The organism is uncultured Campylobacter sp. (assembly GCF_938017705.1).
Lineage (GTDB): Bacteria > Campylobacterota > Campylobacteria > Campylobacterales > Campylobacteraceae > Campylobacter_B.
In genome coordinates this window covers 1-23,769 of record NZ_CALIIS010000119.1, presented here as the reverse complement: position 1 = coordinate 23,769, position 23,769 = coordinate 1, and the positions used below count along the sequence as shown (strand labels likewise).

Here is a 23,769-nt window from a genome sequence, read left to right as displayed (position 1 = left end):
TTTACTATAAGGCTTTTTTGGAATAAAAATATAGGAAATAAGAGGTGTATAACATAAAGATAAACCCTACAAAAATCATAAAATTTCTAAGTAGTTTTTTCAAATCGTTACCTTTTTAGATGCTTTATAGATTATTGGGTATCTCTCGAACCAACTGAATGCGTTTGCATGATTTACTCCTTAGTAAAAAATTTCTTTTTATCTATCAGATACGATATTTCACATTTAGTCTCCAACTTACTATCTTTAATCTCCTTAAGCCTTATAGTAAAGCCGAAGCCCAAGCCAGGAAGATTTCTCTCAATATCCAACGCGTAGTATCTATCTTCATAAAAAATGGGTCTAAAATAAACGCCTTCCACATAATTTCTATAATTTTCTAGATGAATCCTACTTTTATACGGATCATAATTAAAATCCCTTATAGCTTTGGTACACTCTTTGATATCTAAAATATAGGCTAAATTTTTAGCAAGATTGTTCGATACGTTATATTCCGCATACTTATAGAACATTATATATAAAAGCCTATGATCGCCGATCTTATACAAAGTGAAACCTCTGCCACGATACCCTACTTGAACCGTTCTATTCATATCCATATACCAACAATCACTCATATTTTGCTTTAGCTCAGGATCATTATAATCTATGCTATCGTTAACTACAGGGCGGATAGCGCTTATATTTTTCCATTTAAACAGATCGTCGTAAAAATCGGTGCAAAAGTCTCTTTCTTTAGCCAAATGCTCTTCATACTCTTTCTTAAGGGTCGCGTTTTGATCCATTTGCCAAAAATACACGCTTTTACTGTTAAAAGTAGTAATACCAAAAGTCGCATTGGTTTCACTGCTCTTTCTAGTAATATTTCTATCCCGTACCTTTGATAAAATCGAATCTAACATCCAAGGCATAGCAGTAGTAGTATTGTTCGTATCGTTTGCATCTATAAACGATACGCTAGTATGATCACAAGCGTAAATTTTATAAGTAAAGCAAATCTAGGCATTCTGTCCTCCTTTCAAAAAGAGCAATATCATACTAGCTTTATGAATGCATTATATCCTCGCTCAAGTTAAATTATACTTAACAATTTGATATTATTTTTTGATTTTGATTTAATATGAGATAGGCGGTAAAGCATAAAAATTCAGCGTTGCAATACATCAAATCCTGCAGGTTCTATGGACAAAATTTATGCGAATAAAATTTTACAAATCGCGCTTAGCCGAAGTTTACGGGATCCATATCGATCTCGACGGGCAGATGCTCAAGCGCGCGCGCGGCGTTAATCAGCGGCACGTGCGAGCCGGCGCGCAGCAGAATTTCAAAGCGAAATTTCGACGCGATATAGGCGATGCCCGCCTTGCCGTAGCCGATGATCTCAAAGCTCTCGCTCGCTTTCTCTTTCAAATACTGCGCGGAATTTTCGGCAAGATTTTCGGCCGCTAAATTTATAAAATTTTGCGCGCTACTCTTTCTTTCAGGCTTTAAATTTACGCTATCCGCGTCCCCGTCGCAAGCTGAAATTTGCGCAGTATTTTTTAAATTTGAAGCGTTTTGGCGGTTTAAATTTACGTCGTCCCTGCACAGATCCGAGCTTTTAAATTTAGAATTTGATATTTGCTTACCGCCCTGCTGCGCAGAATTTTGTAAATTTAAAGCGCTTAAATTTGCTTGCCCCGCGTCCAGCCCGTCATGCGATGCAAACGCGCTACCTCCCGCCTGTTTGCGACGTAAAAGCTCAAGCGCCATGTTCATTATCTCGCTCGCCGCGTTTTCGTTTTTATGCGAGATCAGCACGCGCAAAAGCCGCATATACGGCGGATAGAGCCCCTCTCGAAACTCCGCCTCGTCGCGCAAAAAATCATCGTAGTTTTCGATATAATCCCTAAAAAAGCCGCTCTGACGCGTCTGTATGACGACCCTGCCCTGTCCCGAGCGGCCCGCGCGGCCCGCTACCTGCATCGCAAGCGCCAGCGTCTTTTCGCGCGCCCTAAAATCGGGATAGCTCAGATGCTCGTCGATCCCCATTATCACCGCAAGATCCACGCCGTGGTAATCGTGCCCCTTACTAAGCATCTGCGTGCCTACCAAAATGTCGATTTTATGGGCGTTGAAGTTATTTAGCAGCGCCTCAAGCTTGCGCTGCGTGGTGATCTCGTCGCGATCAAATTTTGCGATGCGGGCGCTCGGGAAACGCGCCGCAAGCTGTGCCGCAAGCTCGCCCGTGCCGATCTTGCGCGCCTGCATCACTTCGCCGCCGCAGTTTTCGCAAGACGCCCTGTAAAACATGCTAAAGCCGCAGTAATGGCACTTTAGCGCCGCAGCGTCCGCGTGGTAGCTCATCCCGACGGCGCAAAATGGGCAGCGCACGATCTGCCCGCAGTTTTCGCAGACCATATATTTGTAGTTCGCGCGCGTCGGCAAAAACACGACTGCTTGCTTGCCGGCTTTGAGGCTACGCTCGATCTCGGTTAAAATTTTGGGGCTCAGCCCCGTCTCGCTCTCGTCGAAAATGAAGCGCTTGTCGCTGCTAAAATAGGTGCCGCGCAGGCGGAAGTGTGGCTGCTTCGCGTAGGTGCTAAGCGCGGGCGTCGCGGAGCCCAAAACCACGCGGATACCAAGCTTCTTGCCGACGAAAATCGCGGCGTCGCGGGCATTTAGGCGCGGCGCGGCGGCCGATTTATAGCTGTCGTCGTGCTCCTCGTCCACGACGATGAGACCCAGATCGCTAAAGGGCAAAAATAGTGCCGAGCGGGCGCCTGCGATAAGCCGGATCTCGCCTGCATTAAATTTTTCTAAAATCTCGCGTTTTTTTTTGGGCGAAATTTTGGAGTGCCAGACGCCGAGCCGCTCGCCGAAATAGCTTTGTAGCCGCTTCGTCATCTGCGGCGTGAGCGAGATTTCGGGCATCAAAAACAGCGCCTGCTTGCCCGCAGCGAGCGCCTGCGCGATCAGCGCGATATAAATTTCGCTCTTGCCGCTGCCTGTATCGCCGAAGATCAGCGACGTCTCATTGGCTTCGGCAAATTTACGCGCTTGCTCCTGCGCGGGGGTGAGGTTTGGAATTTTACCTATCTGAAGCGGAGATAACGACGTCGGGATGGGGCTTTGTGCTGCGGCATCTGAATTTTGAATTGAGATAGAATTTTGCGCTGAAGTAGAATTTTGAATCGAAACGGAATTCTCTCCCTTGGCAAAATCCCGCTCTTGGGTCGAATTTTGCGCAGTGGCGGAATTTTGTTTGTATGCCGAACTCGGCGCGGCAGCAAAATTTATTGTCATAGCGGAATTTTGAGCCAATGTAGAATTTTGAATTGAAACGGAATTTTGCTCATCGACAAAGTCCCTCTCTTGGATAGAATTCTGTGCGGCGGTAGAATTTAACGCCAAATTTTGCGAGATAGAATTTGGCGCCTGCTTTAAATTTTGCTTTTGCATGGAATTCGGCGCAGTGGCGGAATTTTGTATGGCGCTAGAATCTATGCTAAGTGCTAAATTTTGCTCACCTGTGGGAGTTTGCTCTGAAGTACAATCCTGCTTGGTAACAGGATTTGCAAAATCTTGCGCCGTATCGCTCGCAGGCTCGAAAATCCCAAATGCAACGCTCTTTTCGCAGACATAGTAGTACGCGATAAAATTTGCAAGTGCGATCTGAAATGAGGTAAATTTAAGCTGCGAAATCTCTAAAATTTCCTTGGTTTTGAAGGTCGGTTTTGCAACCTCGCACAGAATCACGGCGGATTTGACGCTCGATTTTACAGGAACGGATACGATTTGATAAGCTGGAATTTTAAAATTTGAACTATAAGTAAGCGGCTTTAGGCTGGCGCCCAAAACCGCAACTTCATAATAGAGCATTTAGCTATTGAGCTAAGGATTGGCAAAGCTCGTCTTTGTGATCGCAGTCAAATGAGCCTACGTTTCTACCCGCTGCCGTAGCCAAAGCCGATGTCGGATAGTAATCAAAAGTAGTTCTTTTTCCTGCCACTCTAGCGATATATGTAGATGTTGCATTGGCATTGCCGTTCGTAACCAAAGTCCAGCCGTTCCTACCGCCATCTCTCATAGGATAGATAGGTTGCTGCAAAACACCTTCAAAAAGAGTGGCATTGTCTGAACCCTCCAAAGCAGGCCACGTAGTCACACCTCTCATCATGTTCTCGCTTCTAACTAGCGAAAGTCCGCTTCTAATGGCGGCGATATCCCCACGCATCTTAGCGATCGTAGCATCATCGCGCGTAGCGGCTAATCTAGGCACTGCGATGCCCGCCAAAATACCTAAAACGACGATGACGAAAACAAGCTCTATCATCGTAAAAGCTTTTAAATTTTTCATGTTAAATCCTTTGATTTAAAGTGAGATGATTATAGCCAAATTTAAATAAAATTAATTTTAGTTAAAGAAAAAATCCTGCATTTTAAATGGAATTTTGTGAAATTTCATTAAATTCTGCGATTTTTTGCCCGAATTTTACGGACGTATCAGCCGAGATTTCAAATTTCAAAAACTCGCTTTGCGCTACGAGCACGATCGTCGAGCCCAGCTCGAAATTTCCCAAATGATCGCCCTTTTTAAAGTTTAAATTTTCATATTCGTAAAGCGCCTCAGCTCTACTTGCGCATGCATTCGTCTGTATTCGCGCATCGAAATCAAATCTCATCTTACCTACATTTAAAGCACCCACGAAAACCATCCACAAAATCCCGCCATTACGCATCTTGCACTTTAAAATCACTCGCTCATTTTTTGTGTAGAGGTTTGGAATTTTAAGTAAAAATTTCTTCGCCACGCTGTAAAGATCTGCAGGTACGTAAAACGCCTGCAGCACGCTCAGATCGCATGGCGCGTGATAATGATGATAATCGCGCGGGCTTAGATAGATGTTTGCGTAGCTTAAATTTACGCCCTTTGTATTTTCGCCGTCTTGGGCGTCCTCTACGCTCGTTTCGAGGCTTGCGCTACTTTCATCACTATAAATTTCAGCTCGCACGCCGCTCGCGGAATAATTTGCGCCGCTTTCGCCGTCCATGATTTTTGCTTGCGCGGCGCGAAATTTCATCCCTGCGCCAGCATCTTTTGCGCATCCGGTTCCAACCTCGCCGCTCCCGTTCGTAGCAACCGCCCCGCCATCTAAATTTTTAACCGCTCCGCCGCTTTCGCTTGCCGTAAACGTGCACCCCAGCAGCTCGCTAAGGCTATATTCGCAGCCTTTTACGCTAAAAGCCCGCAGATCGGCGCAGCATCCGCTCTCAAAGATCACGCCGTCGCTAGGGCTTATAAAAGCCGTCTCGTCTGTCGCTATCTCGCGCGGACGCAGCAAGCGGCGAGTAAAAAGCGCGTTTAGGCTCGCGTAGCTTTGCGGCGGATCAAATTCGCTCATATCGATTTTAAAAAATTCCACATATTTGCGGTTGATAAAATTTTGTATAAATTTAGGAAATTTCACCGCGGCGATAACCCCGAAAATCCTCGAAATAAAATTTCTCATCTATGCCTTTCTAAGCTTAAGCAGCGCGATTTCGGCATCGGCAAAGACCCTTATCGGCGGGCCCCAAAACCCTACGCCGCTGCTTACGTAAATTTGCTTCAGCCCGTCATTATACAGCCCGTAAAGATACTTCTGGCTAAGCAGCACCAAAAGCGTCCATGGGAAAATTTGCCCCGCGTGCGTGTGTCCGCAGATACACAGATCGACCTCGTCGCGCACGAAATCCACGACGTATTTTGGCTGATGCGCGAGCAAAATTTTAGGCCTATCGGGGTCTGCCTGCGTTAGCGCGGCGCTTAGATCGGGCTGCATGTATCCGAAGCGAAAGCCGCTAAGATCGTGCACGCCCATTAAATTTAGCCCTTCAAATTCCACGCTTTCGTTTTGCAGCACCCGCACGCCCGCTTTTTGCATCGCTGCGATAAGCCCGCTTGCGTCGCCGCGGTAATACTCGTGGTTGCCCGTGACGAAAAAGATAGGCTTTTTGATCGCCTCAAGAGGCTGCAAAATATCCCCGAGCTCATCCGAGCGCAGATCAAACATATCACCCACGATCAGCAGCGCGTCATAATTTAGCGAGTTTATCTGCGCTACGACGCCTTGCAAAAATTCCTTTTTCAAAAACTCGCCCAGATGCACGTCCGAGATGACGGCGAAATTTAGATCGCGATCTAAATTTTTGATTTTTATTTCGCTCTCGGTGATTTTTGGAATTTTTAGTGCATTATAAAGCCCCTTAAAAATATAGCTAAACGCCATTATTACGAAGGTTATGTCGATAAAGGTTTTTAAAAATTTTCGCCTGTTTTGGCTAAATTTAACCACATGCGCGGCTGCGCTTAGCACATCGTAAGCAAGGCAGATAAAAAAGAGCGAAAAGGACGCTGCCATGCAAAATACGCATAGCTTATAAAGCAGCTCGTTTTTAAAGCTTCCATTAAGCCCAAAACCCACAAAAAATATCGCATCTAAAATCGCCAAAGCTACGCAAAGCAAGCTCAAGGCGGGACGAAACGTAGCGAAGCCTTTATATGGCGTAAAGCGCGCGCCGATCGATCTGTAAACGTAAAGATTAAAAAACAGAAATAAAACCGTGCCGACGATCGGGAAAATATAGGCGCTTTTCAAACTCTAGCCTTGGATATACTCGTCCAGTTTATCTTTATCAAAGCCCGTGATTTCTTGTTTATCGTCTAAAATTAGCGCGCCACTCTTTTTAAATTTAGTGATGGTACGCGAAAATGTCTCGGGGGTAACATTTAGAATTCTAGCTATTCTAGTGTATTTCGTGCTCATAAAAATATCGAAATTCTCGCTGATAAACTTAGCGATCTTGCCGTCGCAGTTAAGCACGACTTGATTATCAAAGACCGCATTTAGCGCGCGGATCTTCTCAGACATCGATTTTAAAAGCTCCAGGCAAATCTTTGGATCGCTCATAAACTCGTTTTTAAATTTTTCATAATCGATCTTTAGCACCTCGCCGTTTGTCGAAAACACGCCGCTTGCAGGATAGCTCGTCTCTTCGAAATTTACCATCTCCGCCACGAGCGAGATGGGGCGGATCTCGCGCATATGGATCTCACGCCCCTTTGCGGAGGTTTTATAGATTTTTAAAATTCCTTTTAGCAGGACCAAGAGATACTGCGAGCGCTCGCCCTCGAAAAATAAAATTTCGCCCTTTTTGTAGCTTTTATGGATGCTAATCTGCTCCAAACGATCGATTTGCGCTGTGCTCAGAGCTTTAAAATAAGGAATTCTCTCAAGCATCGCCGTAACCTATTTTTTAAGCAGGTCTCTTATCTCGGTAAGAAGTTTAATCTCTTCGCTAGGCTCGGCAGGTGCGGCAGGTTCCGGCGCAGGAGCAGGCTTTTTAAGCTTATTGATCGCCTTGATCGCGCAGAATATACAAAATGCGATGATGATAAAATCGACCGTTACCTGGATAAACGAGCCATAGTTTATCGTAACGGCCGGGGTCTGCCCCACCGCTTCTTTTAGCACAATCTTAAGATCGGTAAAATTCATACCCCCAGTAAGAAGTCCTAAAACCGGCATCATGATGTCGCTTACGAGCGAGGTTACGATCTTGCCGAAAGCCCCGCCGATGACGACGCCCACCGCCATATCGATGACGTTGCCTTTCATCGCGAATTCTTTGAATTCCTGAATGAAACTCATATTGTCTCCTTAGATAAGATGCGCCGATATTAGCCTATTTTTGCTTTGTTTTTGCTTTTTATTAGGAAGTAAAAAGTATAATCCGAGCTTAAATTTAAACCCAAAGGACCTAAATTGTATCGCTTCGCTCCGTCGCCCACCGGCGATATGCATATCGGAAATTTACGCGCGGCTATTTTTAACTACATCTGCTCACTGCAGGATAAAAGCGGCTTTATTTTGCGTATCGAGGATACCGACACTGCGCGCAATATCGAAGGCAAAGATCAAGAGATTATCGAAATTTTAAAGCGATTCGGCATCTCGTGGCAGAGTCTGTATTATCAAAGCAAAAATTTAAAATTTCATCAGCAGTTCGCAGCCAAGCTGCTCGCCGAGAAAAAGGCGTTTTGCTGTTTTTGTAGCGAGGAGGAGCTTGAGGCGAAAAAGCAAGCCGCCAAGGACGCGGGAGAGGCGTACCGCTACGACGGGCACTGCGAGCATTTAAGCGACGAAGAGGTGCTTAGCTGCGGCAAGCCCTTTACTATCCGCCTTAAAAAACCTGATCACGCGCTGGAATTTACCGACGCGATCAAGGGCCGTATCGCATTTGAGCCGCAGAATATCGACAGCTTTGTCATAATGCGCGCGGACAAGACGCCTACGTATAACTTCGCCTGCGCCTGTGACGATATGATGCAGGGCGTGAACTTCGTAATCCGCGGCGAGGATCACGTCTCAAACACCCCAAAGCAAAACTGGATCCGCCAAAGCCTCGGCTACGACGGCGAGATCAAATACGCGCACCTGCCGATCATATTAAATTCCGAAGGCAAAAAGATGAGCAAGCGCGAGGATAGCTCCTCGGTAAAATGGCTGCTTCAAAGCGGCTACCTGCCCGAGGCGATCGCGAACTATCTGATCCTGCTGGGCAACAAAACGCCGCGCGAGGTCTTTAGCATGGATGAAGCGGTGGAGTTTTTCGATATCGCTAAAATTTCAAAAAGCCCAGCAAAATTTGACGAGGACAAACTCGCCTTTATAAACCGCGAGCATATCAAAAGAGCGAGCGAGCAGCGCCTGGCGGAGCTTTTTGAGCTCGAGCCGAAATTTGCGCCTTTGATAAAATTTTACACTCAAGAAGCGAGCCTTATCCCGCAGATCAAAGAGAAGATCGCAGCGATCTACGGCGCGAAAGATATCCCGCAGGAGTGGGCGGCGCAGGCGCAGGCGCTGCGAGAGGCAATCTTAAATTTATTAAGCTCAAACGGCGCACCGGCAGAATTTAATGATTTCAAAGCGGCGCTTTCGCAGGCTACAAATTTAAAGGGCAAGAGCTTATTTATGCCGCTTAGGTTTTTACTAACCGGCGCACCTCACGGGCCGGAACTTAGCGAGCTGTATCCGCTGATCCGCGCCGATTTAAAGGAGATACTCGATGCTACTAAATAGCGTATTTTACGGCATTTTAGTGAGTATTCACTACGTGATTCAAGCTTATATGATGCTAATTTTCGTCGCCTGCGTTTTGAGTTTCATCCGTCCAAATCCGTTCGGTAAATTTTATAAAATCGTCCGCGTCATCTCTGCGCTTACTGAGCCTGCGTTTGCGTTGGTGCGTCGCTATCTGCCTACGACTTTCGGCGGATTTGATCTTTCGCCGCTTCTTATCCTACTCGTGCTTAATTTCTTTGACAGCGCGATAATCTATATCATCAATAGGACGGTCATTTGAAAATATTTCTGAAATTTAGCCTTGTTTTGGGACTGCTGTGCGCCGCAAGTAGCGGTAAAATTTTAAGCTACGAACAGATCAAAGACGAGCCAAAATCCCTAGCCAAGGACTATTACATCTATCGCCTAATAGATGAGACGAAATACAACAAAGCGGAGATTAAAATTTTAAAACAAAGTATCTTTCGCTACAAAGGCAAGCTAAAAGATAAGCTAGATAGAATTTTCGGCGCCATTCGCCCTCCTAAGCGTCCGGATCGCTGCGCAGGCGTTACCTCCGCCAATATTTTAGATGCAAATTTAACCTGCAAAAAGGCGCGCTCCTATCCAAATTTCATCGCCAAGCTAAGCCCGTCGGTACGCGAGACGCTCGCTTCGCAGCTTGAAAAGCATCAAGACGCGGCAAGTAGAAACGCCGTAAATTTACTGCGCGGATTTAACGACAAAAATCCGAGCGAGTATTTTATGCAGAGCCGCAATGCGCAAAACTACTTTTTATATTATGACTACTTAAAAGGCGCGGGCAAAGACGCTTTGATCGACATCGACGCCGACGCAGCCTTCGTAAGCGAACTAGCTTCGCAAAAAGGCTTCAAAGCGGTTCTCAACGACGCGCTAATCAACCGCAAATACCCGCACTTGCGCCGCTCGCTTACGGGCGTCGATCCGTCGGCTGTAGAAAAGGACGTAGCATTTATGCTGGGCGTAAATGCCGTCATGCAGGGCGATGAAGGGGCTGCGCTTGCGTTTTTTAGCCGCGCAGCAGCGAGCTTTGAAAAGCCTCACGATGTACACAATGCGAAATTTTGGGTATATCTGCTAAACGGAGATCAAAACGTCTTGCGTCAGCTTGCTAGCAGCGATTATTACAGCCTCTATGCGCTTTATGCCAAGGAGGTCTTAGGGGATAGGAATTTAAACATAATCATCCCAAATCCTGCTAAAAATTCCATCGAAGGCTACGATATTACCGATCCTTTCGCTTGGGTTCGCACGAAAAATAGCGCTGATCAGATGTCGCGCCCACAACTTTTGGAATTTGCTAAAAAATTCGACACCAAGCAAAGCATCGGCGAGTACTCGTACATCATGAATAAAGCAAGCGGCGGCAAGGACAACTTCTATCCGACGCCGTTTATGGAGTATATCGGCGACGGCGATAACCGCCGCAAGGCGCTAATTTTGGCGCTCGCCCGCCAAGAAAGCCGCTTCGTGCCCGCATCGGTATCTACGTCGTATGCGCTTGGGATGATGCAGTTTATGCCGTTTTTGGCTAACGAGATCGGCAAAAAGCAACTCAAAATCGACGGCTTTGATCAAGACGATATGTTCCGCCCTGAGGTCGCTTACCGCTTCGCCAACATCCACATCGACTGGTTGGAGCGCAAAATTTACAGCCCGGTTTTCATCGCATACGCTTACAACGGCGGGCCTGGGCTCGTCAAAAAGATGCTTCAACGCGGCGATATGTTTAATAAAGGCAAATTTGAGCCGTGGCTTAGCATGGAGCTCGTGCCATATGCCGAGAGCAGGGACTACGGCAAAAAGGTACTCGCAAACTTCATCATCTACTCGCAGATCCTCGATCCGCGCGCGAAAGTCTCGGTACAACAGGAGCTGCAAGATCTGCTGATACCGAGTAGAAGCGACAGCTTCCGCTAAGCAGGCGGCGGGCTTGGAGGATGATTTTAAAAAGCGATGAGCAAAGAATTTTAAAAGCCGTCGCTTCAACAAAAGCGCGAAATTTGCCCGCTAAGGGCTTAGACGGGCAGATCAAAACGGCGAAATTTCGCCGCAAAAGTAGGCAAGGCGCTATAAAATCGTGCGAATTTATTTTGACTTCAGTGGTTAAATTTTATCTATTAATGCCTAATGACGGCCATTTCCTGATCTGCACGAAAGGTGGCGCGCCATGCAAATTATCGCGACCGTAGTTCTCATAATAGCCGCTATTTTGTGCGTATCGTCGTTTAAAGACAAAAAGAAACGCACCGCAAATTTAGCGGCTTGCTTGTTTTTTATGGCGTTTACGTATTGCGTGCAATTCGGCGTAGGGGACGAGAGCTACATCCGAGCGGGCGGCGCGGCGCTGATAGTCTTTTTTATCTTTGCGGTTGCTTTTTTTCGAGCTTTATTTCTGGGGCGACGAGCTTTAAAATCTAAAATTTATTGAAATTTTATCGCGGCGTTTTGTGAGCGATTAAATTAGCGCCGGAGCGCAGAATTTTAAGTGGCGTGAAATCAAAATCGGGCACTTTCGGCTATGGAATTTAAACAGATAAGCTATTCGCAGATTACCCGCCGCAAATGGGCTGCGACAAGTTTAAATTTAGCCTCTTTTGCAGCTTGTTTGCTTGTTTGCGACGCCTTAAAATTTCGTAACTTCCGATATGCAGGTCGCTGTTTAAATTTCGGCAAGTTTTAAATTTTAAATCCACTCCTCTTTGCCGCTGCGCCGTTTTAGTTAAATTTTAACCGCGCGGCGCAGAGCTCGCGAGCGCAAGATGATTTAATTTTACGACCTTAACTCCGCGCGAGCTTCTGCGGAATAAAATTTAGCGATCAAATTGCTATTTGAAAAGCCCTTTGATCTTGCCGAAAAGCGACTTCTCGCCGCCTGTGGAGGTTGTGTCTTTATGATCTTCTGCGGCGGAATTCTCTCCGCCGTCTTCTATCGTATCACCGCTGCACGGAACGAAATTCTCGCCGCTTGCTTTCATTGTGCCGCCGCCCGCTTCCATTGCATTGGCGCCGCGCGAGGCGGAATTCTCGCCGCCCGTCGTACCGCCTCCGCCTGCCTTATCTCGCTCTATGGCTTCGCCGATCTGCCGTGCGGCGATTTCCGCATAGATCAGCGCGCCCTGAGTATCGCAATTAAAAAGATTTGAAAACGACTCGGACCTATTCAGATCGATCGGATTGGGCTCAACCACCTCGGTAGCCTCAAGCAGCCCTACTCCAAGCTCGCGCGCCAAATTTAGCGCCTTTAAAAACACGGGCAAATTCTGCGCGTAAAACTCATCTATCGCCTCTTTTATCTTGCCGTCCGCTTCATAATCGCGCAGCAGTTTCTGCACGTTATCGGCGCCAAGATACGCGCCGCAGCAGTAGTTTTCGACGATCTCGTTATGAATTTCGCCGCTAAATTCCGCTAAAAATTCCTTCGGCAAAACCTCGCGCCAATCGCTTATGTAAGGTTTAAATTTAAAGCTTTGCTCCGCCAAAAAGCTAAACGCCGTGCCGCGCGTGTAAAAATACTCTCTAAAATAGCCCTGCGCCACGGCGAGGTGAAATCCGTGCGTTTTATTAAAAATGCCCCCTGTGCCGTACTGCAGCGCCGAGCGGAAGCCGTCCGCGTATTTTTCTACATAAAATTCATCCATCTCTACCTCGCGCGCGATTTTAGCGATAGCCTCAAAATCGCCTTTCTGCGCGAGCTTTAGCGGCTCAAAATACCACTGCGAAATTTCCTCTTTGCCGATCGCGTGGTAGCTTATGTCGTAACCCATTTGCTCCCCTTCTAATCTTTCAGATCGATCTGCGGCTGCCAATACATCGACTTTGAAACTTTGCGAAATTTCATCGTGGCATTGAGGTCGTTTGAGGTGCGGTAGCTAAGCACCAGCTCGTCCTTATCGCTCTTAGGCGCGGTGATCTTGTAGCGGCTCGACCACGCGATCTTAAAAAGCTCCTTTTGCAAAAGCGGATCTCCGTCGTGCAGCGGCACTACGTTTGCGTTTGCGCCGTTGATCTGCACCGCGCGGATCTGAATCTCTTTAGGATAGGAGGTAAGCAAAAACACCTCGTCCTCCGCGGCGTTTCTAAGCTCGGGCGCGACGGGATTTAGATAGGTCGCCACTCCCAAATAGCGATCGCCCGCTAGCACCGATTCAAATTTTTGCGTATAGGCTAAAAACTCGTTTTTAAGCGGATCGTGACGGGGATCGTTTGCGGAGCAGGAGTTTAAAAATAGCGCTAGCGCGGCTAGGAGCGCGCCCTTTAGCAGGCCGTTTAGCGCGCCGCTAAAATCAAATTTATTCATCGATCTTCCTTTGAAATTTTAGGCGCATTCTAACGAATTTTGCTTTTTAAAAGGCTAAATTCGCTACAATCCGCTCATCTTAAAAAGCCGGATTTTAAAATGAAAAGACTTGCTATCGCATTTTCAGGCCCTTCCAACAGCGGCAAAACGACGCTAATCTGCAAGATCGCTAAAATTTTTATCGCTAGCGGGCTGCGGATCGCGATCGTAAAGCACGATCCTGGCGATAAGGCGCGCTTTGACGTAGAGGGCAAGGACAGCGCCAAATTTAGCGAGCTCGGCGCCGAGACCGTCGTGATGAGCCCTATGCGGACGAGCTATTTTTCGCAGCGCTGTATGCAAATCGATGAGGTCGTGCGGATGCTAGGCGAGTTTGATATCTTGCTCGTAGAGGGGCTAAAGACGCTGCCGCTGCCGCGCATAAGCCTGTTTCGCGACAAGATCGATGAGGCGTATCTGCCATTTTCGGACGCGATCGCTTCAAATTTAAGCGGCGAGCAGATGGATAAATTTTGCCGCGTAAATTTCGACATCAACGACGCTGCGGGTATCAGCGAATGGATCTTAAAAAACGCCAAAAAAATGTAAAGGAAACAGAATGCAAGAGATCGTAAAATCAATCCAAAATATCGCGCTACAAATCGCCGAGGAGCTGAAATACGCGGACTTCGGCTACACAGATCATCACAACAGCACGGGCGATACGCAGCTCAAACTCGACGTAAAAAGCGACGCCATAATCGAGGCGGAATTTCGCAAAAACCCGCTCGTGCGCGCCCTCATCAGCGAGGAAAAAGAGGAAGCGCTAGAGCTTAGAAAGGATGCGCGCCTAATCGTCGCTTATGATCCGCTCGACGGCTCGAGCTTGGTGGACGTAAATTTTGCCGTGGGCTCGATATTTGGCATCTATGAGGATGAAATTTCGCCCGCAAACTTAAAAGCGGCGATCTATTGCATCTACGGGCCGCGCCTTGAGATGGTCGTTTGCGAGGACGCGCCGAAGCTTTATCGCCTAAATCGCGAGGGCAAATTTAGCTTCGTAAAAGATCTGCGCCTAAGCGAAAAGGGTAAACTAAACGCCACGGGCGCGACGCAAAAGGGCTGGAGCGAACCGCACCGAAAGCTCGTGCGGACGCTGTTTGATGAGGGCTACCGTCTGCGATACAGCGGCGCGATGGTAAGCGACCTGCATCAAATTTTATTAAAAGGTGGCGGACTTTTCAGCTACCCCGCTACCAGCGATCATCCGCGCGGCAAGCTTCGCGTAACCTTTGAAGTGCTACCGTTTGCGTTCATCTTCGAGCGTGCCGGAGGCGCCACCAGCGACGGCGAAAACGGCTCGCTTTTACAGCTAAAGATTGAAAAAATCCACCAAAGCACCCCTTGCTTTTTCGGCTCGAAGTATGAGATCGCGAAGATGCATGAAATTTACGGCGAGAAAAACTGATGGCTGATACCGAGAGCAGCGCGCCGCGCGACGTTTACGACGAAATTTTAGATAAAAGCTTAGCCGCGCTGCAGGCGTGCCAAGCCGAGCACAACCTCACCAGCTGCCTGGAGTGCGAGAAGCTGCTAGATTGCGCGGTGCGCGACAAATACGTCAAGGCGGTTTATGAAAGTATGTCGCACGGCGCGACGGGGGATTTTTCGTTTTAAATTTAGCTATTGCGATCGCGGAATTTTACGAAGCAGGCTATTTAAAGCTCTTGCGGCGCGAGGTTTTGCAAAGCGAGCTTTGCGCGCAAGATCTCTGTAAACCAAGCTGCGGCGTGGAATTTGCTCTGCGGCGTAAATTTAATCCATCGGCGCGTAGGTTCTTGCTTTGCGGTGTAAAATTTGCTCCGCTGCGAAACGATAAAATTTACGGCGCATTTAGCCTCGCGGCGGAGCTTGCTCTGCATGCAGGTTTTGCGGCGCGTCTGTTTTGCGGGCAAGGTTCTGCGACGGGCGATAAAATTTAAAATGAGGGCGCGGTTAAATTTCAAATGCGCGGCTAAATTTAAAGCGGGCGATCGGTCAAATTTCAGACGGCGCGGCTGGGTTTTTAAAATTTGCGGATAAATTTTAAGGCGCGAAATTTTAGCTGCGATCATGGGCTATTTATGAGCGCGGACACGCGAAATTACGCAAAGCAAAATTTCGGTGGGCTAAATTTTACCGCCGCGATCTTTAAATTTACGCGACTAAAATTTACCGGCTTGCGCGAGCCGCCGTTCGTCACCGATCTTTTGCCGGTTTAAATTTTGCCTTGTTAAATTTAGCTCACGACTAGAGTGACGGCTCTGCTACCGGCGATGAAATTTAAATTTTGCCTTGCGGAATTTAACTCGAAAACTTAGCGGCGCAGCAAAACGGCAAATTTTGCCTCACAAAATTCGAGCCGCAAATTTAAACCGCGATCCATGCGTTAAAATTTAAAAACTAAATTTGAAGTCTAGTGAGCGGGTCCGCCACACAAATGCTCGTATAAATTTCAAGCACTAATGCTCATATTGAAATTTTGCGACTGAGCGTGCCGCGCGAAGCGCTCGCCAAAATTTCAAAGCCGAGCGCGCTACGACGCACGCGTTAAAATTTTAAGGCTAAGGCGCATTGCGGCGGCGGTTGCGTTAAATTTAAAAACCGATCGGCTGGCGCGCGGAATTTTAGGATTGATCCATTCGCGAAGCTGTGCGTCATTGATCTGTTCGCAAAGGCGCGCGTCATCGCTCTATCTGCAGCACCGCGCATTGAAATTTTAGACAGATTTGGGGGATATAAACAGAGGAATGCAGCCATTCGTACAAGGGGTTTTGATGGGGTTGAGCGTTAGCGTGCCGATCGGCCCGGTAAACGTACTGATAATGTCCTACGCGCTGCGAAGCTACACCAAGGCGCTGTGCCTGGGCCTCGGCGCCATGAGCGCGGATATGCTGTATCTAGCGCTATCGGCGTTTGGCATATCGCAGTTAGCCAAAATCCCGATCGTTTTTGCCTGCATATCGGTATTTGGCGCATGCTTTTTGCTCTACATGGCGTACGCGATCTGGCATGGCGCGACTCGCTCGGTGCAGCCTGCAAGCGTCGAGGCTTGCTCGGGCGCGGCGCTTTACGGCAAAGGCTTTTTGATAAATTTACTAAATCCATACGTCATTATGTTTTGGCTCAGCGTCTCTGCCGGTACCGCGCGAGCAAATTTCGCGCTTGCTCTTGCGGGGCTTGTAAGCGGAATTTTAGCTTGGATCACGCTTTTTCCGCTTGTGATATATCTAGCTCGCAGCAAGCTTCCAAACATTGTAGTGCGGGCATTTGCATATATCTCGGCGTTTATTTTGGTATTTTTCGCACTAAAGCTTTTATACGCTATAATTTTCGGTAAAATTTAAACCAAAGGAAGGCTTATGAAACCGATTGAAATTCTAAAAGAGCTCATCAAATTCCGCTCGCTCACGCCTAGCGACGACGGAGCTTTCAACTACGTCTCGATGCTGCTGGCGGACTTTAGCGAGGATAGATTCGAGCTAAACGGCGTAACTAACGCGATTTTTACCAAGCGCTTCGGACAGGGTCCGCATCTGTGCTTTGCCGGGCACATCGACGTCGTGCCGCCGGGCGAGGGCTGGGCGAGCGATCCGTTTGTGCCGGTGGAAGCGGATGGCTTTTTATACGGGCGCGGCACGCAGGATATGAAAAGTGGCATCGCAGCGGCGATCTGCGCGCTAGCGGCGGCACGCGATTTTAAGGGCACGCTAAGCCTGCTGCTAACCAGCGATGAGGAGGGCGACGGCATCTACGGCACACGCGAAATGCTTTCTAAATTGCGCGAGCAAGGTGTCCTACCCGACTTCGCAGTCGTTGCGGAGCCTACATGCGAAGTGCGCTTCGGAGATACCATTAAGATCGGCCGTCGCGGCTCAATTAACGGCGTCCTCACACTCACGGGCATCGGCGGGCACGCAGCCTACCCTGATAAATGCATCAATCCTGTCCACATTTTGGCGCCGGTGCTTGCAAGCCTCGCGGGGCATGATCTGGACGCAGGTAGCGAGGATTTCGCTCCAGCCAAGATAGTCATCACCGACATTCGCGGCGGTTCGCAGGTAGTAAACGTAACACCCAAGGATGTACGCGTGATGTTTAACGTCCGCGGCGGCGTAGGGCTGGGGCTAGAAGACGTGCGAGACTATGTACTGGGGTTATTTGAACTGGACGCTAAAGACGCGCTATGCAACGAAAGCGAATCCTGCGGCAAGCTAGAAATGAGCTGCACCGCGCAGCTGCGAGCAGGCGCGTCGCTACACCTCGCGCTAAAAAGCTCCTCAAAGCCTTTTTTAACTCAGCGAAGCTCCAAAATCGTGCAAAAACTAAGCGCTAGCGTGCAGAAGATCTGCGGCGCAGCAGCCGAGCTAAACACCGCAGGTGGCACGAGCGATGCGAGATACTTCGCGGAGTTTGGCGTGGAGACGGCAGAGTTTGGCGTGCGAAACGACACGATCCATCAGATCAACGAACGAGTAGAGATTAGCGACGTCGAAAATTTAGCTAAAATTTTTAGCGATCTGATAGAAAATTTTGGCTAATTTGGGAATTTGGCAAAGCTGCGCAGATTTGATAAAAATTCTTCGTTCTACCAAGCTTTGCTGAATTTGCTGGGGTTTTCGTTCGTAGCTGCTTGGCAAATTTTATCTTTGTCGTGCGTCTTACGTAGGAATTTCGCTCTGCGCCGCTTTTGCTAAGAATTTTATCTGCAGCACGCTCGCCGCTTTTACAATTACTTTGCTATGCAACGTCGCTTTCGCAAGAAAGAAGCCTTAGCTAAACGTCGCCACTTCGAAGGTGAGCTTTGACGACGATAATGCTGCCCCTACTAGGATTTTTTATAAAAATGCTGCTTTTGCGAGAATTTCAGCAAATAGCGCGATCTTTGCGCAAAATTTCCCTCGCTCTCTTTGCGCAAAATTTCATCTTCGCTAGGTGTCTCTAACAGCATACTGCTGTACTTTGCCGCCTCCGCGAGAAATTTTATCTTTGGCGCGCCCACCGCTTACGCAAGAGCTTGGCTAGGACAATGCCATTTCTGCCGGGATACCGCCCGCTTCGTGGATCTATAAAATTTTACTTAGTCAGGTTGCCGCTGAGATAAATTCTGCCCCGCCTTACCACTTCTGTGGAAATTTTACCCCGCTTCGGCAAGCGCAATTTAAGAATTTTACTTTGCTTTGATACGGCGATGTGAAATTTTGCCCGTACGGCGCGGCAGCATAGAATTTTTAGGCTATGCAAAATTCTGCTGCAAAACCTTGCTTCATTGCCTATTTTCACGAAAGGGACTCAAAATTTTACCGCCTCGCGTGCTGCTACACTAAATACACGCAAGATGAAAATTTATCGAAGGATTTCGGCGCAGAATTTCGCGAAGCCAAATTTATCACCGCGAAAAATTTCAGCCGCTCATAGCAGGCGTCTGCGGCGCGATAAATTTAAAGTTAGGATTTAAGTAGGCTTCGCTTCTTGCAAAATTTTAACTGCCTTGGTCGCCGCAAAACTAGAAATTTACAAAATCGCTTTATGAAATTTCGCAGCGCCGCGCGGTAAAATTTTAAAATCAGCGCCGTGCCTGCAAGGCATAATTTAACGGAATTTTACTTGCCCAATTTGGCTAAGCTTTCTCTTTCGAAGTTTAGCAGCCACGCTTTGGTCGCTACGCCGCCCGCGCCGCTGTATCCTCCGAGCCCGACCGCAGCTACGACGCGGTGGCACGGCACGATGATGGGGATTTTGTTTTTGCCGTTTGCGCCGCCTACTGCGCGGCTTGCGTGCGGTCTGCCGATAGCCCGGGCTAGCTCGCCGTATGTTACGACCTCACCATAAGGGATCTCTAAAAGCGCGCTCCACACGGACTTTTGAAACTGCGTGCCATTTTGGCTCAGTTTAACGCTAAAGCTTTCAAGCTCGCCTCTGAAATATGCGCCAAGCTCGTCGGTGCAAAGAGCTAAATTCTTTCTTAAATCGCTAAGCCTTAAATCGCGTCCTTTATCATCCGCTGCACGCACAAAGCCGAATTTAAGCTCTGCGTCGTGTTTTTTAAAGATCTCATCATTGGGCCCGCAGACAGAGCTTTTGACCCAGTCAATACTGCAGATCCCGATCTCGTCATCCCAAATTTCAAGCATTCCAATGGGCGAATTAAAAAAGGCTTTTTGCATCTCAATCCTTTCTAATTTTTACTGGTTTGATCAAAAAAATTTTAAAAAGCGCTTGCTGCCAGTGCAAGCTAAAGCTCGAAAACGATGGAATTTTATGCGGTAATGCAAATTTTTCAAAATTTATACGCGAGGTGCCGCAGAGCCTCTACTCAAACCGCACGAGGTTTACCAAAACCCCGTCGAAAACGTCTTGCTTAAAGAGTTTGATCTCGCGCACGATATCTGCGTTATCATCGTCGATGACGCCGTTTTTGACGAGGCTGTCCTCGATGAGCTTAAAGATAAAGGCGTGGTTGCTGACGTCGGAGATACCGCTTTTAAAGCCCATTTCAAGACGCACCGGCACGCCTATGTGCACGCCGCGCAGATCCTTGGCGATGTAAAGATCAGCGATCGTGCGCACCATCTTTTTCGCCATTTGGTAGCTCGCCGTGGACGACAAAATATCATTAAGACCGAAATTCTCCATCAAAAGCGGAATACGAACGCGCGCCAAAACCCCTTCGCCGGGCTCGCTCGCGCTCTTTTTCAAAAACGAAATTTTAATCCTATGCGCGATGCCTATGAAACGCGGCTTAAGCTCGATGAGCCTAGCTTTAGACGCTTGCGGTAGCGAGATAGGACGCGAAGTGCTTGCAATAGGCAGAGCCTGCGGACGCCCCGTCAGGCGCGCGCGCTCTTTCGCAGGCGCTTTGCGCGCAGGCTTGCCATAGAAATTTACGGGCTTAGTCGCAAAAGTTGATTCGCTCCCAAAAGCAGCAGACGCGGGCTCATCACCAAGCGCCCCCTCCGCCATAGAAGCAGCAAACGTAGAATTCTCACCCGTTAACGCGGGCTGCGCTGATCGCTCAAATTCGGGCGCAAATTTATTTCCCGCTTGCGGCGGCAAATTCGAAGGGCGCCACTCTTGTGCGGAGCTTTTCTGTGCTAAATTTTGCCCGGCGGAATTTTTTAGCGCGTAATTTTGCCCTTTTGCCAAGCACATTGAATCCTCACCGACGCAATTCTCATCTTGAGGCGCGAATTCCGAGGCATTTTCTAAGGCAAAATTTGCGGCACAGCAGCTAGCGAAATTCACGCTTTGCTTCTTGGCAAACTCGGAGCCTTGAGGCTTGCAATCATTTGCGCACTTTATATCAAGCGCAGAATTTGCGAAAGTGGAATTTTTTGATGCAGAGCCTTGCGCCGTAGAATTTTTACTTCGTAAGTCCGCGCCCTGCTCTGCTACAAACAAATTTTCAACCGTAAAATTCTTTGTTTGCGCTATAAAATTAGAATTTTGCGCCTCAAATGCGGAATCTTTCACGAGCGCAGAGCTTTGCGGCATAAAATTTTTACTCCTCGCATTTGCGCTCTCTTCGAAACTAGCAGCAAGCCCCACGCTCACGTTATCCTGCGCAGCATCATTTTGCGAAATTAAATTCTCGCACGCCGTATCCCACGCGGTATCTACGCAAAATTCCGCCCGAGCCGCACCATAAAATTCTGCTTGCGAAACATCTTGAAATTCCACCTGCGAAGTAAAGCCTTGCGCACTCTGAGCGCTGCGCGCAGAAAAATCGCCACACCTTGCATTTGTGGCATACGAAGTCTTTACCAAGCTGTCGCCAACCTCGGGCGAAACTGCGCTTAAATCTCCTTCGCAAAAGCTACCAAAATCGCAAGCGCCGTCAAACTCCGCATAGCCATAACCATCCGCTGCACGGAGACGATCTGCGCGAGCTTTCTTTTTGGGCGTAGAAGAGAGCGTGAGCCTGCCTGCAAGCTCGCGTCCGCCGGAGTTTAAAATCCCAAAAATTCTAGCTCTAAAGCGCTCGAACTGCTCGCCACTAAGCGAAATTTTGTCGTTTAGGCTCTGCACGCCGAAGTCTGCAGCGGTAAAATTTACGATCGCTCCGTCCCTGCCCGAGACGCGCACGCGGCCTTTGACCGAGCCTTTTAGCTTAAAATCGCTGCCTGCGAGAATTTTTTTCATCAACTCCTTCGGATTGTAGGGCATTTTAGCGCTCGCCAAAAACCACTTCGTTAAATTTAGCGACGAAGCTTAGCGGATTGACGCTCACGCCATTGATCGCGATGCCGAAGTGCAGATGTGGGCCGCTAACTCTGCCGCTCTCGCCCGAAAGCGCGATTTCATCACCTTTGTGAACGCGATCGCCAAGCGTCACTTTGATCTCGCTTAGATGATAGTACTGCGAATAGATACCGCCGCCGTGATCGATCACGACCGAACCGCCCGCGTAGTAGCGGTCTTTGGCGATGACTACGACGCCGTCGTTGGCGGCGCGCACCAGAGTGCCTACTGCGGCGCGATAATCGGTGCCGCTGTGATAGCTTTTAAGCTCGCCATTAAAGGTGCGGGCATTGCCGAACGCAGAGGTTATTTTGGAGTTTAAAGGCAGCTCAAACGGCGTGGAAAAAAGATAGCGCGGCGTGGTGATCGCATAGATCGCGTTGGCTTCGTCGAGCTCTTTTTTGATACGCGCGGCGGCTTCTTTGGGTGGTTTAACTTTGCCAGGAGCGACGCTTAAGGCCTCTTTTTTGTACTCGCCCTTTTTCAAAGCGACGATCTGCTCGCGACTGCCGCTTTGATCCGTTATCCGCAGCGTAAAATCCCCTTTGGCGCGGTAATTTGCCGCCAAAACGGCGATTTTATCGTTAGAATTTGGAGCCGTGATGAGAGGAATTTGCTTTGAGCCAAAGCTCAACTCGGTTGTGCTTTTATCTAATTTTAAGACTATGACATCACCGTTTACTATGTCTAAAGCGAAAATTTTGATCGCCAAAAGTGCAAAAATAGCTAGAAATTTCATAAATTTTCCAAAATTCGTTATTTTTCATCAATTTTTTGTTAAAAATTAGCTAAAACAAATGAAATTGCTGTTATAATAACGAAAATTCAATTTTAAAAGGATTAAATGATGAAAAAGTTTTTGCTTCTAGCATCTTTTGCACTTTGCAGTTTTTTGCACGCGGACGTCGTGGCAAATCAAGAGGTTATAGCGGCGACTAACGTCGTTAGATCTTTCGTAGCGGCTAATAACTTCGGCACCGATGAGCGCTATCTAACCAGCGCCAAAGCCGTTGCAATACTAACCGACGTAAAACGCCTAGCTGCGGGCGCATCGCTACAATACGGCGATGGAATTTTTAGCGTCAAAGGCGAGAACGGCGAGTGGAGTTCGCCGATTTTTATCAAATATAAAGGCTACGGCGTAGGCTTGCAAGCAGGCTACGAGACGAGCGACATCGTGATGATCTTCCACACTACGAAGTCATATCAAGACATTTTTACTGGCACAGACACCCTTGAGATCAATGTAGGTGCCGCAGCAGGCGGCGTAGGTAGAAGAACCGGTCGCGCAACCGATCTGCCTGATATTTCTGCATGGATGGTAAGCCCGGGCGAGCAAACAGGCATCTACCTAGGCGTATCGATCGACAACGGCAGAATCACTATCGACGATCAGCTGACTAACGACTTCTATGAGAGAATTTACGACTACGAGGATATCTTAAACGATTCTCCGCGCGCGAATAAATACGCAAAAAGATGGAAGGAAGTGATGAGGAAGTATTTCACAAACGGCGAGAAATACGGCGCTAGCAGCAGTGCAGCGATACCTGTAAATCACGTGCAGAAAAAATATCCTGATGGTAAGCCGATCATCTCAAACCGCTCTCCTAGAACTCATGCTAAGGCTACGCGAAGCAAAAAGGCTAAAAAAGCAAAATAAATTATCGAGTTAAGCCCCGCCTATGGGGCTTCTTGTTTTGGCTTTGCGTTGAGTTTGTGCAAGAGCGCCTAGATGTGAAATCGAAGCGCATAGGTTATTTTAAAAAGATTTATTAATTCTTTACTAAAGTATTTTATTTAATTTTTATGAGTTATTAAATATATAAAGACCGAATAAAATTTTATGGAATTTAACGAAATTTTTATAAAATTTAATCAGTTTTTTATATTTTTATCACTACAATTATAGTTCTTGTCTCGTTAGCTCAGTTGGTAGAGCATCTGACTCTTAATCAGGCGGCCGTAGGTTCGAATCCTACACGGGACACCATCTATCAAATTTTACCCCTAATTTTAGTTTTTTGATTTTTTTAAAGCCCCGCATTACGGCTTTTTGAAATTTTTTCAAAAAAATTT

The 23,769-nt window shown here is 47.7% G+C and carries 26 protein-coding genes and 1 tRNA gene; 13 read left to right on the top strand and 14 right to left on the bottom strand.

The features are described from left to right. Positions 1-173 precede the first annotated feature (173 nt). The 7 genes from Q0605_RS05915 to mscL form a co-directional block, all read right to left on the bottom strand. Complete coding sequence (locus Q0605_RS05915) at positions 174-905, bottom strand: hypothetical protein (protein WP_298705087.1); 732 nt, start codon at positions 903-905, stop codon at positions 174-176. Positions 906-1,224: 319 nt separating this feature from the next. After that, the gene (gene priA / locus Q0605_RS05910) at positions 1,225-3,864 is read right to left on the bottom strand and encodes a primosomal protein N' (RefSeq protein ID WP_298705085.1); all 2,640 of its coding nucleotides are present in this window, start codon (positions 3,862-3,864) and stop codon (positions 1,225-1,227) included. 4 nt (positions 3,865-3,868) lie between these two features. Next, positions 3,869-4,342, bottom strand: a complete 474-nt coding sequence (locus Q0605_RS05905) for a prepilin-type N-terminal cleavage/methylation domain-containing protein (protein ID WP_005872177.1) — start codon at positions 4,340-4,342, stop codon at positions 3,869-3,871. An 82-nt stretch (positions 4,343-4,424) separates the two neighbouring features. Next, on the bottom strand, positions 4,425-5,495 hold the full coding sequence (asd, locus tag Q0605_RS05900; RefSeq protein ID WP_298705083.1) for an archaetidylserine decarboxylase: 1,071 nt from the start codon (positions 5,493-5,495) through the stop codon (positions 4,425-4,427). Continuing rightward, on the bottom strand, positions 5,496-6,623 hold the full coding sequence (locus Q0605_RS05895) for a metallophosphoesterase (RefSeq protein ID WP_298705082.1): 1,128 nt from the start codon (positions 6,621-6,623) through the stop codon (positions 5,496-5,498). Between the two features lie 3 nt (positions 6,624-6,626). Further along, positions 6,627-7,265 carry a Crp/Fnr family transcriptional regulator gene (locus Q0605_RS05890; protein ID WP_298705080.1) on the bottom strand — a complete coding sequence of 213 codons (639 nt, stop codon included), beginning with the start codon at positions 7,263-7,265 and terminating at the stop codon, positions 6,627-6,629. 9 nt (positions 7,266-7,274) lie between these two features. After that, positions 7,275-7,676, bottom strand: a complete 402-nt coding sequence (mscL, locus tag Q0605_RS05885; protein ID WP_005872182.1) for a large-conductance mechanosensitive channel protein MscL — start codon at positions 7,674-7,676, stop codon at positions 7,275-7,277. A 114-nt stretch (positions 7,677-7,790) separates the two neighbouring features. Here mscL and gltX point away from each other — a divergent pair, with 114 nt between their 5' ends. From gltX to Q0605_RS05865, 4 genes are all read left to right on the top strand, one after another. After that, complete coding sequence (gene gltX / locus Q0605_RS05880) at positions 7,791-9,107, top strand: glutamate--tRNA ligase (protein ID WP_298705078.1); 1,317 nt, start codon at positions 7,791-7,793, stop codon at positions 9,105-9,107. Continuing rightward, on the top strand, positions 9,094-9,390 hold the full coding sequence (locus tag Q0605_RS05875; protein WP_297903307.1) for a YggT family protein: 297 nt from the start codon (positions 9,094-9,096) through the stop codon (positions 9,388-9,390). Before gltX ends, Q0605_RS05875 begins: the two co-directional genes overlap by 14 nt. Then, positions 9,387-11,051 carry a lytic transglycosylase domain-containing protein gene (locus Q0605_RS05870; RefSeq protein WP_298705076.1) on the top strand — a complete coding sequence of 555 codons (1,665 nt, stop codon included), beginning with the start codon at positions 9,387-9,389 and terminating at the stop codon, positions 11,049-11,051. The genes Q0605_RS05875 and Q0605_RS05870 overlap by 4 nt, the downstream gene beginning before the upstream one ends. A gap of 250 nt (positions 11,052-11,301) precedes the next feature. Beyond that, positions 11,302-11,562: a hypothetical protein gene (locus Q0605_RS05865; protein WP_298705074.1), complete on the top strand. Its 261-nt coding sequence runs from the start codon at positions 11,302-11,304 to the stop codon at positions 11,560-11,562. A 397-nt stretch (positions 11,563-11,959) separates the two neighbouring features. Here Q0605_RS05865 and Q0605_RS05860 read toward each other — a convergent pair whose 3' ends face one another. Continuing rightward, positions 11,960-12,898: a hypothetical protein gene (locus Q0605_RS05860; protein ID WP_298705072.1), complete on the bottom strand. Its 939-nt coding sequence runs from the start codon at positions 12,896-12,898 to the stop codon at positions 11,960-11,962. Between the two features lie 11 nt (positions 12,899-12,909). Further along, positions 12,910-13,431 carry a hypothetical protein gene (locus Q0605_RS05855; RefSeq protein WP_298705070.1) on the bottom strand — a complete coding sequence of 174 codons (522 nt, stop codon included), beginning with the start codon at positions 13,429-13,431 and terminating at the stop codon, positions 12,910-12,912. Between the two features lie 99 nt (positions 13,432-13,530). Between Q0605_RS05855 and mobB the strand changes: the two genes are divergently transcribed. From mobB to Q0605_RS05840, 3 genes are read left to right on the top strand one after another with little or no spacing between them, the layout of a single operon-like run. Further along, positions 13,531-14,019, top strand: coding sequence for a molybdopterin-guanine dinucleotide biosynthesis protein B (gene mobB / locus Q0605_RS05850; RefSeq protein ID WP_298705069.1), 489 nt, complete (start codon positions 13,531-13,533; stop codon positions 14,017-14,019). 10 nt (positions 14,020-14,029) lie between these two features. Further along, positions 14,030-14,878, top strand: coding sequence for a class 1 fructose-bisphosphatase (locus Q0605_RS05845; protein WP_298705067.1), 849 nt, complete (start codon positions 14,030-14,032; stop codon positions 14,876-14,878). Next, positions 14,878-15,087, top strand: coding sequence for a hypothetical protein (locus Q0605_RS05840; RefSeq protein ID WP_295151906.1), 210 nt, complete (start codon positions 14,878-14,880; stop codon positions 15,085-15,087). Before Q0605_RS05845 ends, Q0605_RS05840 begins: the two co-directional genes overlap by 1 nt. 41 nt (positions 15,088-15,128) lie before the next feature. On the opposite strand, the gene Q0605_RS05835 is transcribed toward Q0605_RS05840, so the two are convergent. After that, entirely contained in the window at positions 15,129-15,524 is a 396-nt protein-coding gene (locus Q0605_RS05835) for a hypothetical protein (protein ID WP_298705065.1), read from the bottom strand. 9 nt (positions 15,525-15,533) lie between these two features. Here Q0605_RS05835 and Q0605_RS05830 point away from each other — a divergent pair, with 9 nt between their 5' ends. The 3 genes from Q0605_RS05830 to dapE all read left to right on the top strand — a co-directional run bounded on the left by Q0605_RS05830 (position 15,534) and on the right by dapE (position 17,990). Next, positions 15,534-15,671 (top strand): hypothetical protein, encoded by a 138-nt coding sequence (locus tag Q0605_RS05830; protein WP_298705063.1) that lies wholly within the window; start codon positions 15,534-15,536, stop codon positions 15,669-15,671. Between the two features lie 555 nt (positions 15,672-16,226). Then, positions 16,227-16,796 (top strand): LysE family transporter, encoded by a 570-nt coding sequence (locus Q0605_RS05825; protein WP_298705061.1) that lies wholly within the window; start codon positions 16,227-16,229, stop codon positions 16,794-16,796. A 15-nt stretch (positions 16,797-16,811) separates the two neighbouring features. Then, complete coding sequence (dapE, locus tag Q0605_RS05820) at positions 16,812-17,990, top strand: succinyl-diaminopimelate desuccinylase (RefSeq protein ID WP_298705059.1); 1,179 nt, start codon at positions 16,812-16,814, stop codon at positions 17,988-17,990. Between the two features lie 287 nt (positions 17,991-18,277). Here the strand turns inward: dapE and Q0605_RS05815 are convergent, their stop codons facing one another. Next, on the bottom strand, positions 18,278-18,400 hold the full coding sequence (locus Q0605_RS05815; RefSeq protein WP_298705057.1) for a hypothetical protein: 123 nt from the start codon (positions 18,398-18,400) through the stop codon (positions 18,278-18,280). A gap of 287 nt (positions 18,401-18,687) precedes the next feature. Here Q0605_RS05815 and Q0605_RS05810 point away from each other — a divergent pair, with 287 nt between their 5' ends. Next, positions 18,688-18,867, top strand: a complete 180-nt coding sequence (locus Q0605_RS05810; protein WP_298705055.1) for a hypothetical protein — start codon at positions 18,688-18,690, stop codon at positions 18,865-18,867. A 185-nt stretch (positions 18,868-19,052) separates the two neighbouring features. Here the strand turns inward: Q0605_RS05810 and Q0605_RS05805 are convergent, their stop codons facing one another. From Q0605_RS05805 to Q0605_RS05795, 3 genes are all read right to left on the bottom strand, one after another. Continuing rightward, positions 19,053-19,616: a methylated-DNA--[protein]-cysteine S-methyltransferase gene (locus Q0605_RS05805; RefSeq protein WP_298705053.1), complete on the bottom strand. Its 564-nt coding sequence runs from the start codon at positions 19,614-19,616 to the stop codon at positions 19,053-19,055. A 145-nt stretch (positions 19,617-19,761) separates the two neighbouring features. Next, complete coding sequence (locus tag Q0605_RS05800) at positions 19,762-21,591, bottom strand: hypothetical protein (RefSeq protein ID WP_298705051.1); 1,830 nt, start codon at positions 21,589-21,591, stop codon at positions 19,762-19,764. A 25-nt stretch (positions 21,592-21,616) separates the two neighbouring features. Next, a complete protein-coding gene (locus Q0605_RS05795; RefSeq protein ID WP_298705049.1) occupies positions 21,617-22,429 on the bottom strand; it encodes a M23 family metallopeptidase in 813 nt (270 codons plus the stop codon). Between the two features lie 108 nt (positions 22,430-22,537). Between Q0605_RS05795 and Q0605_RS05790 the strand changes: the two genes are divergently transcribed. Together Q0605_RS05790 and Q0605_RS05785 are read left to right on the top strand one after the other, a co-directional pair. After that, a complete protein-coding gene (locus Q0605_RS05790; RefSeq protein WP_298705047.1) occupies positions 22,538-23,353 on the top strand; it encodes a lipid-binding SYLF domain-containing protein in 816 nt (271 codons plus the stop codon). 254 nt (positions 23,354-23,607) lie between these two features. Next, positions 23,608-23,683: transfer RNA gene (locus Q0605_RS05785), tRNA-Lys, on the top strand. Positions 23,684-23,769 lie beyond the last annotated feature (86 nt).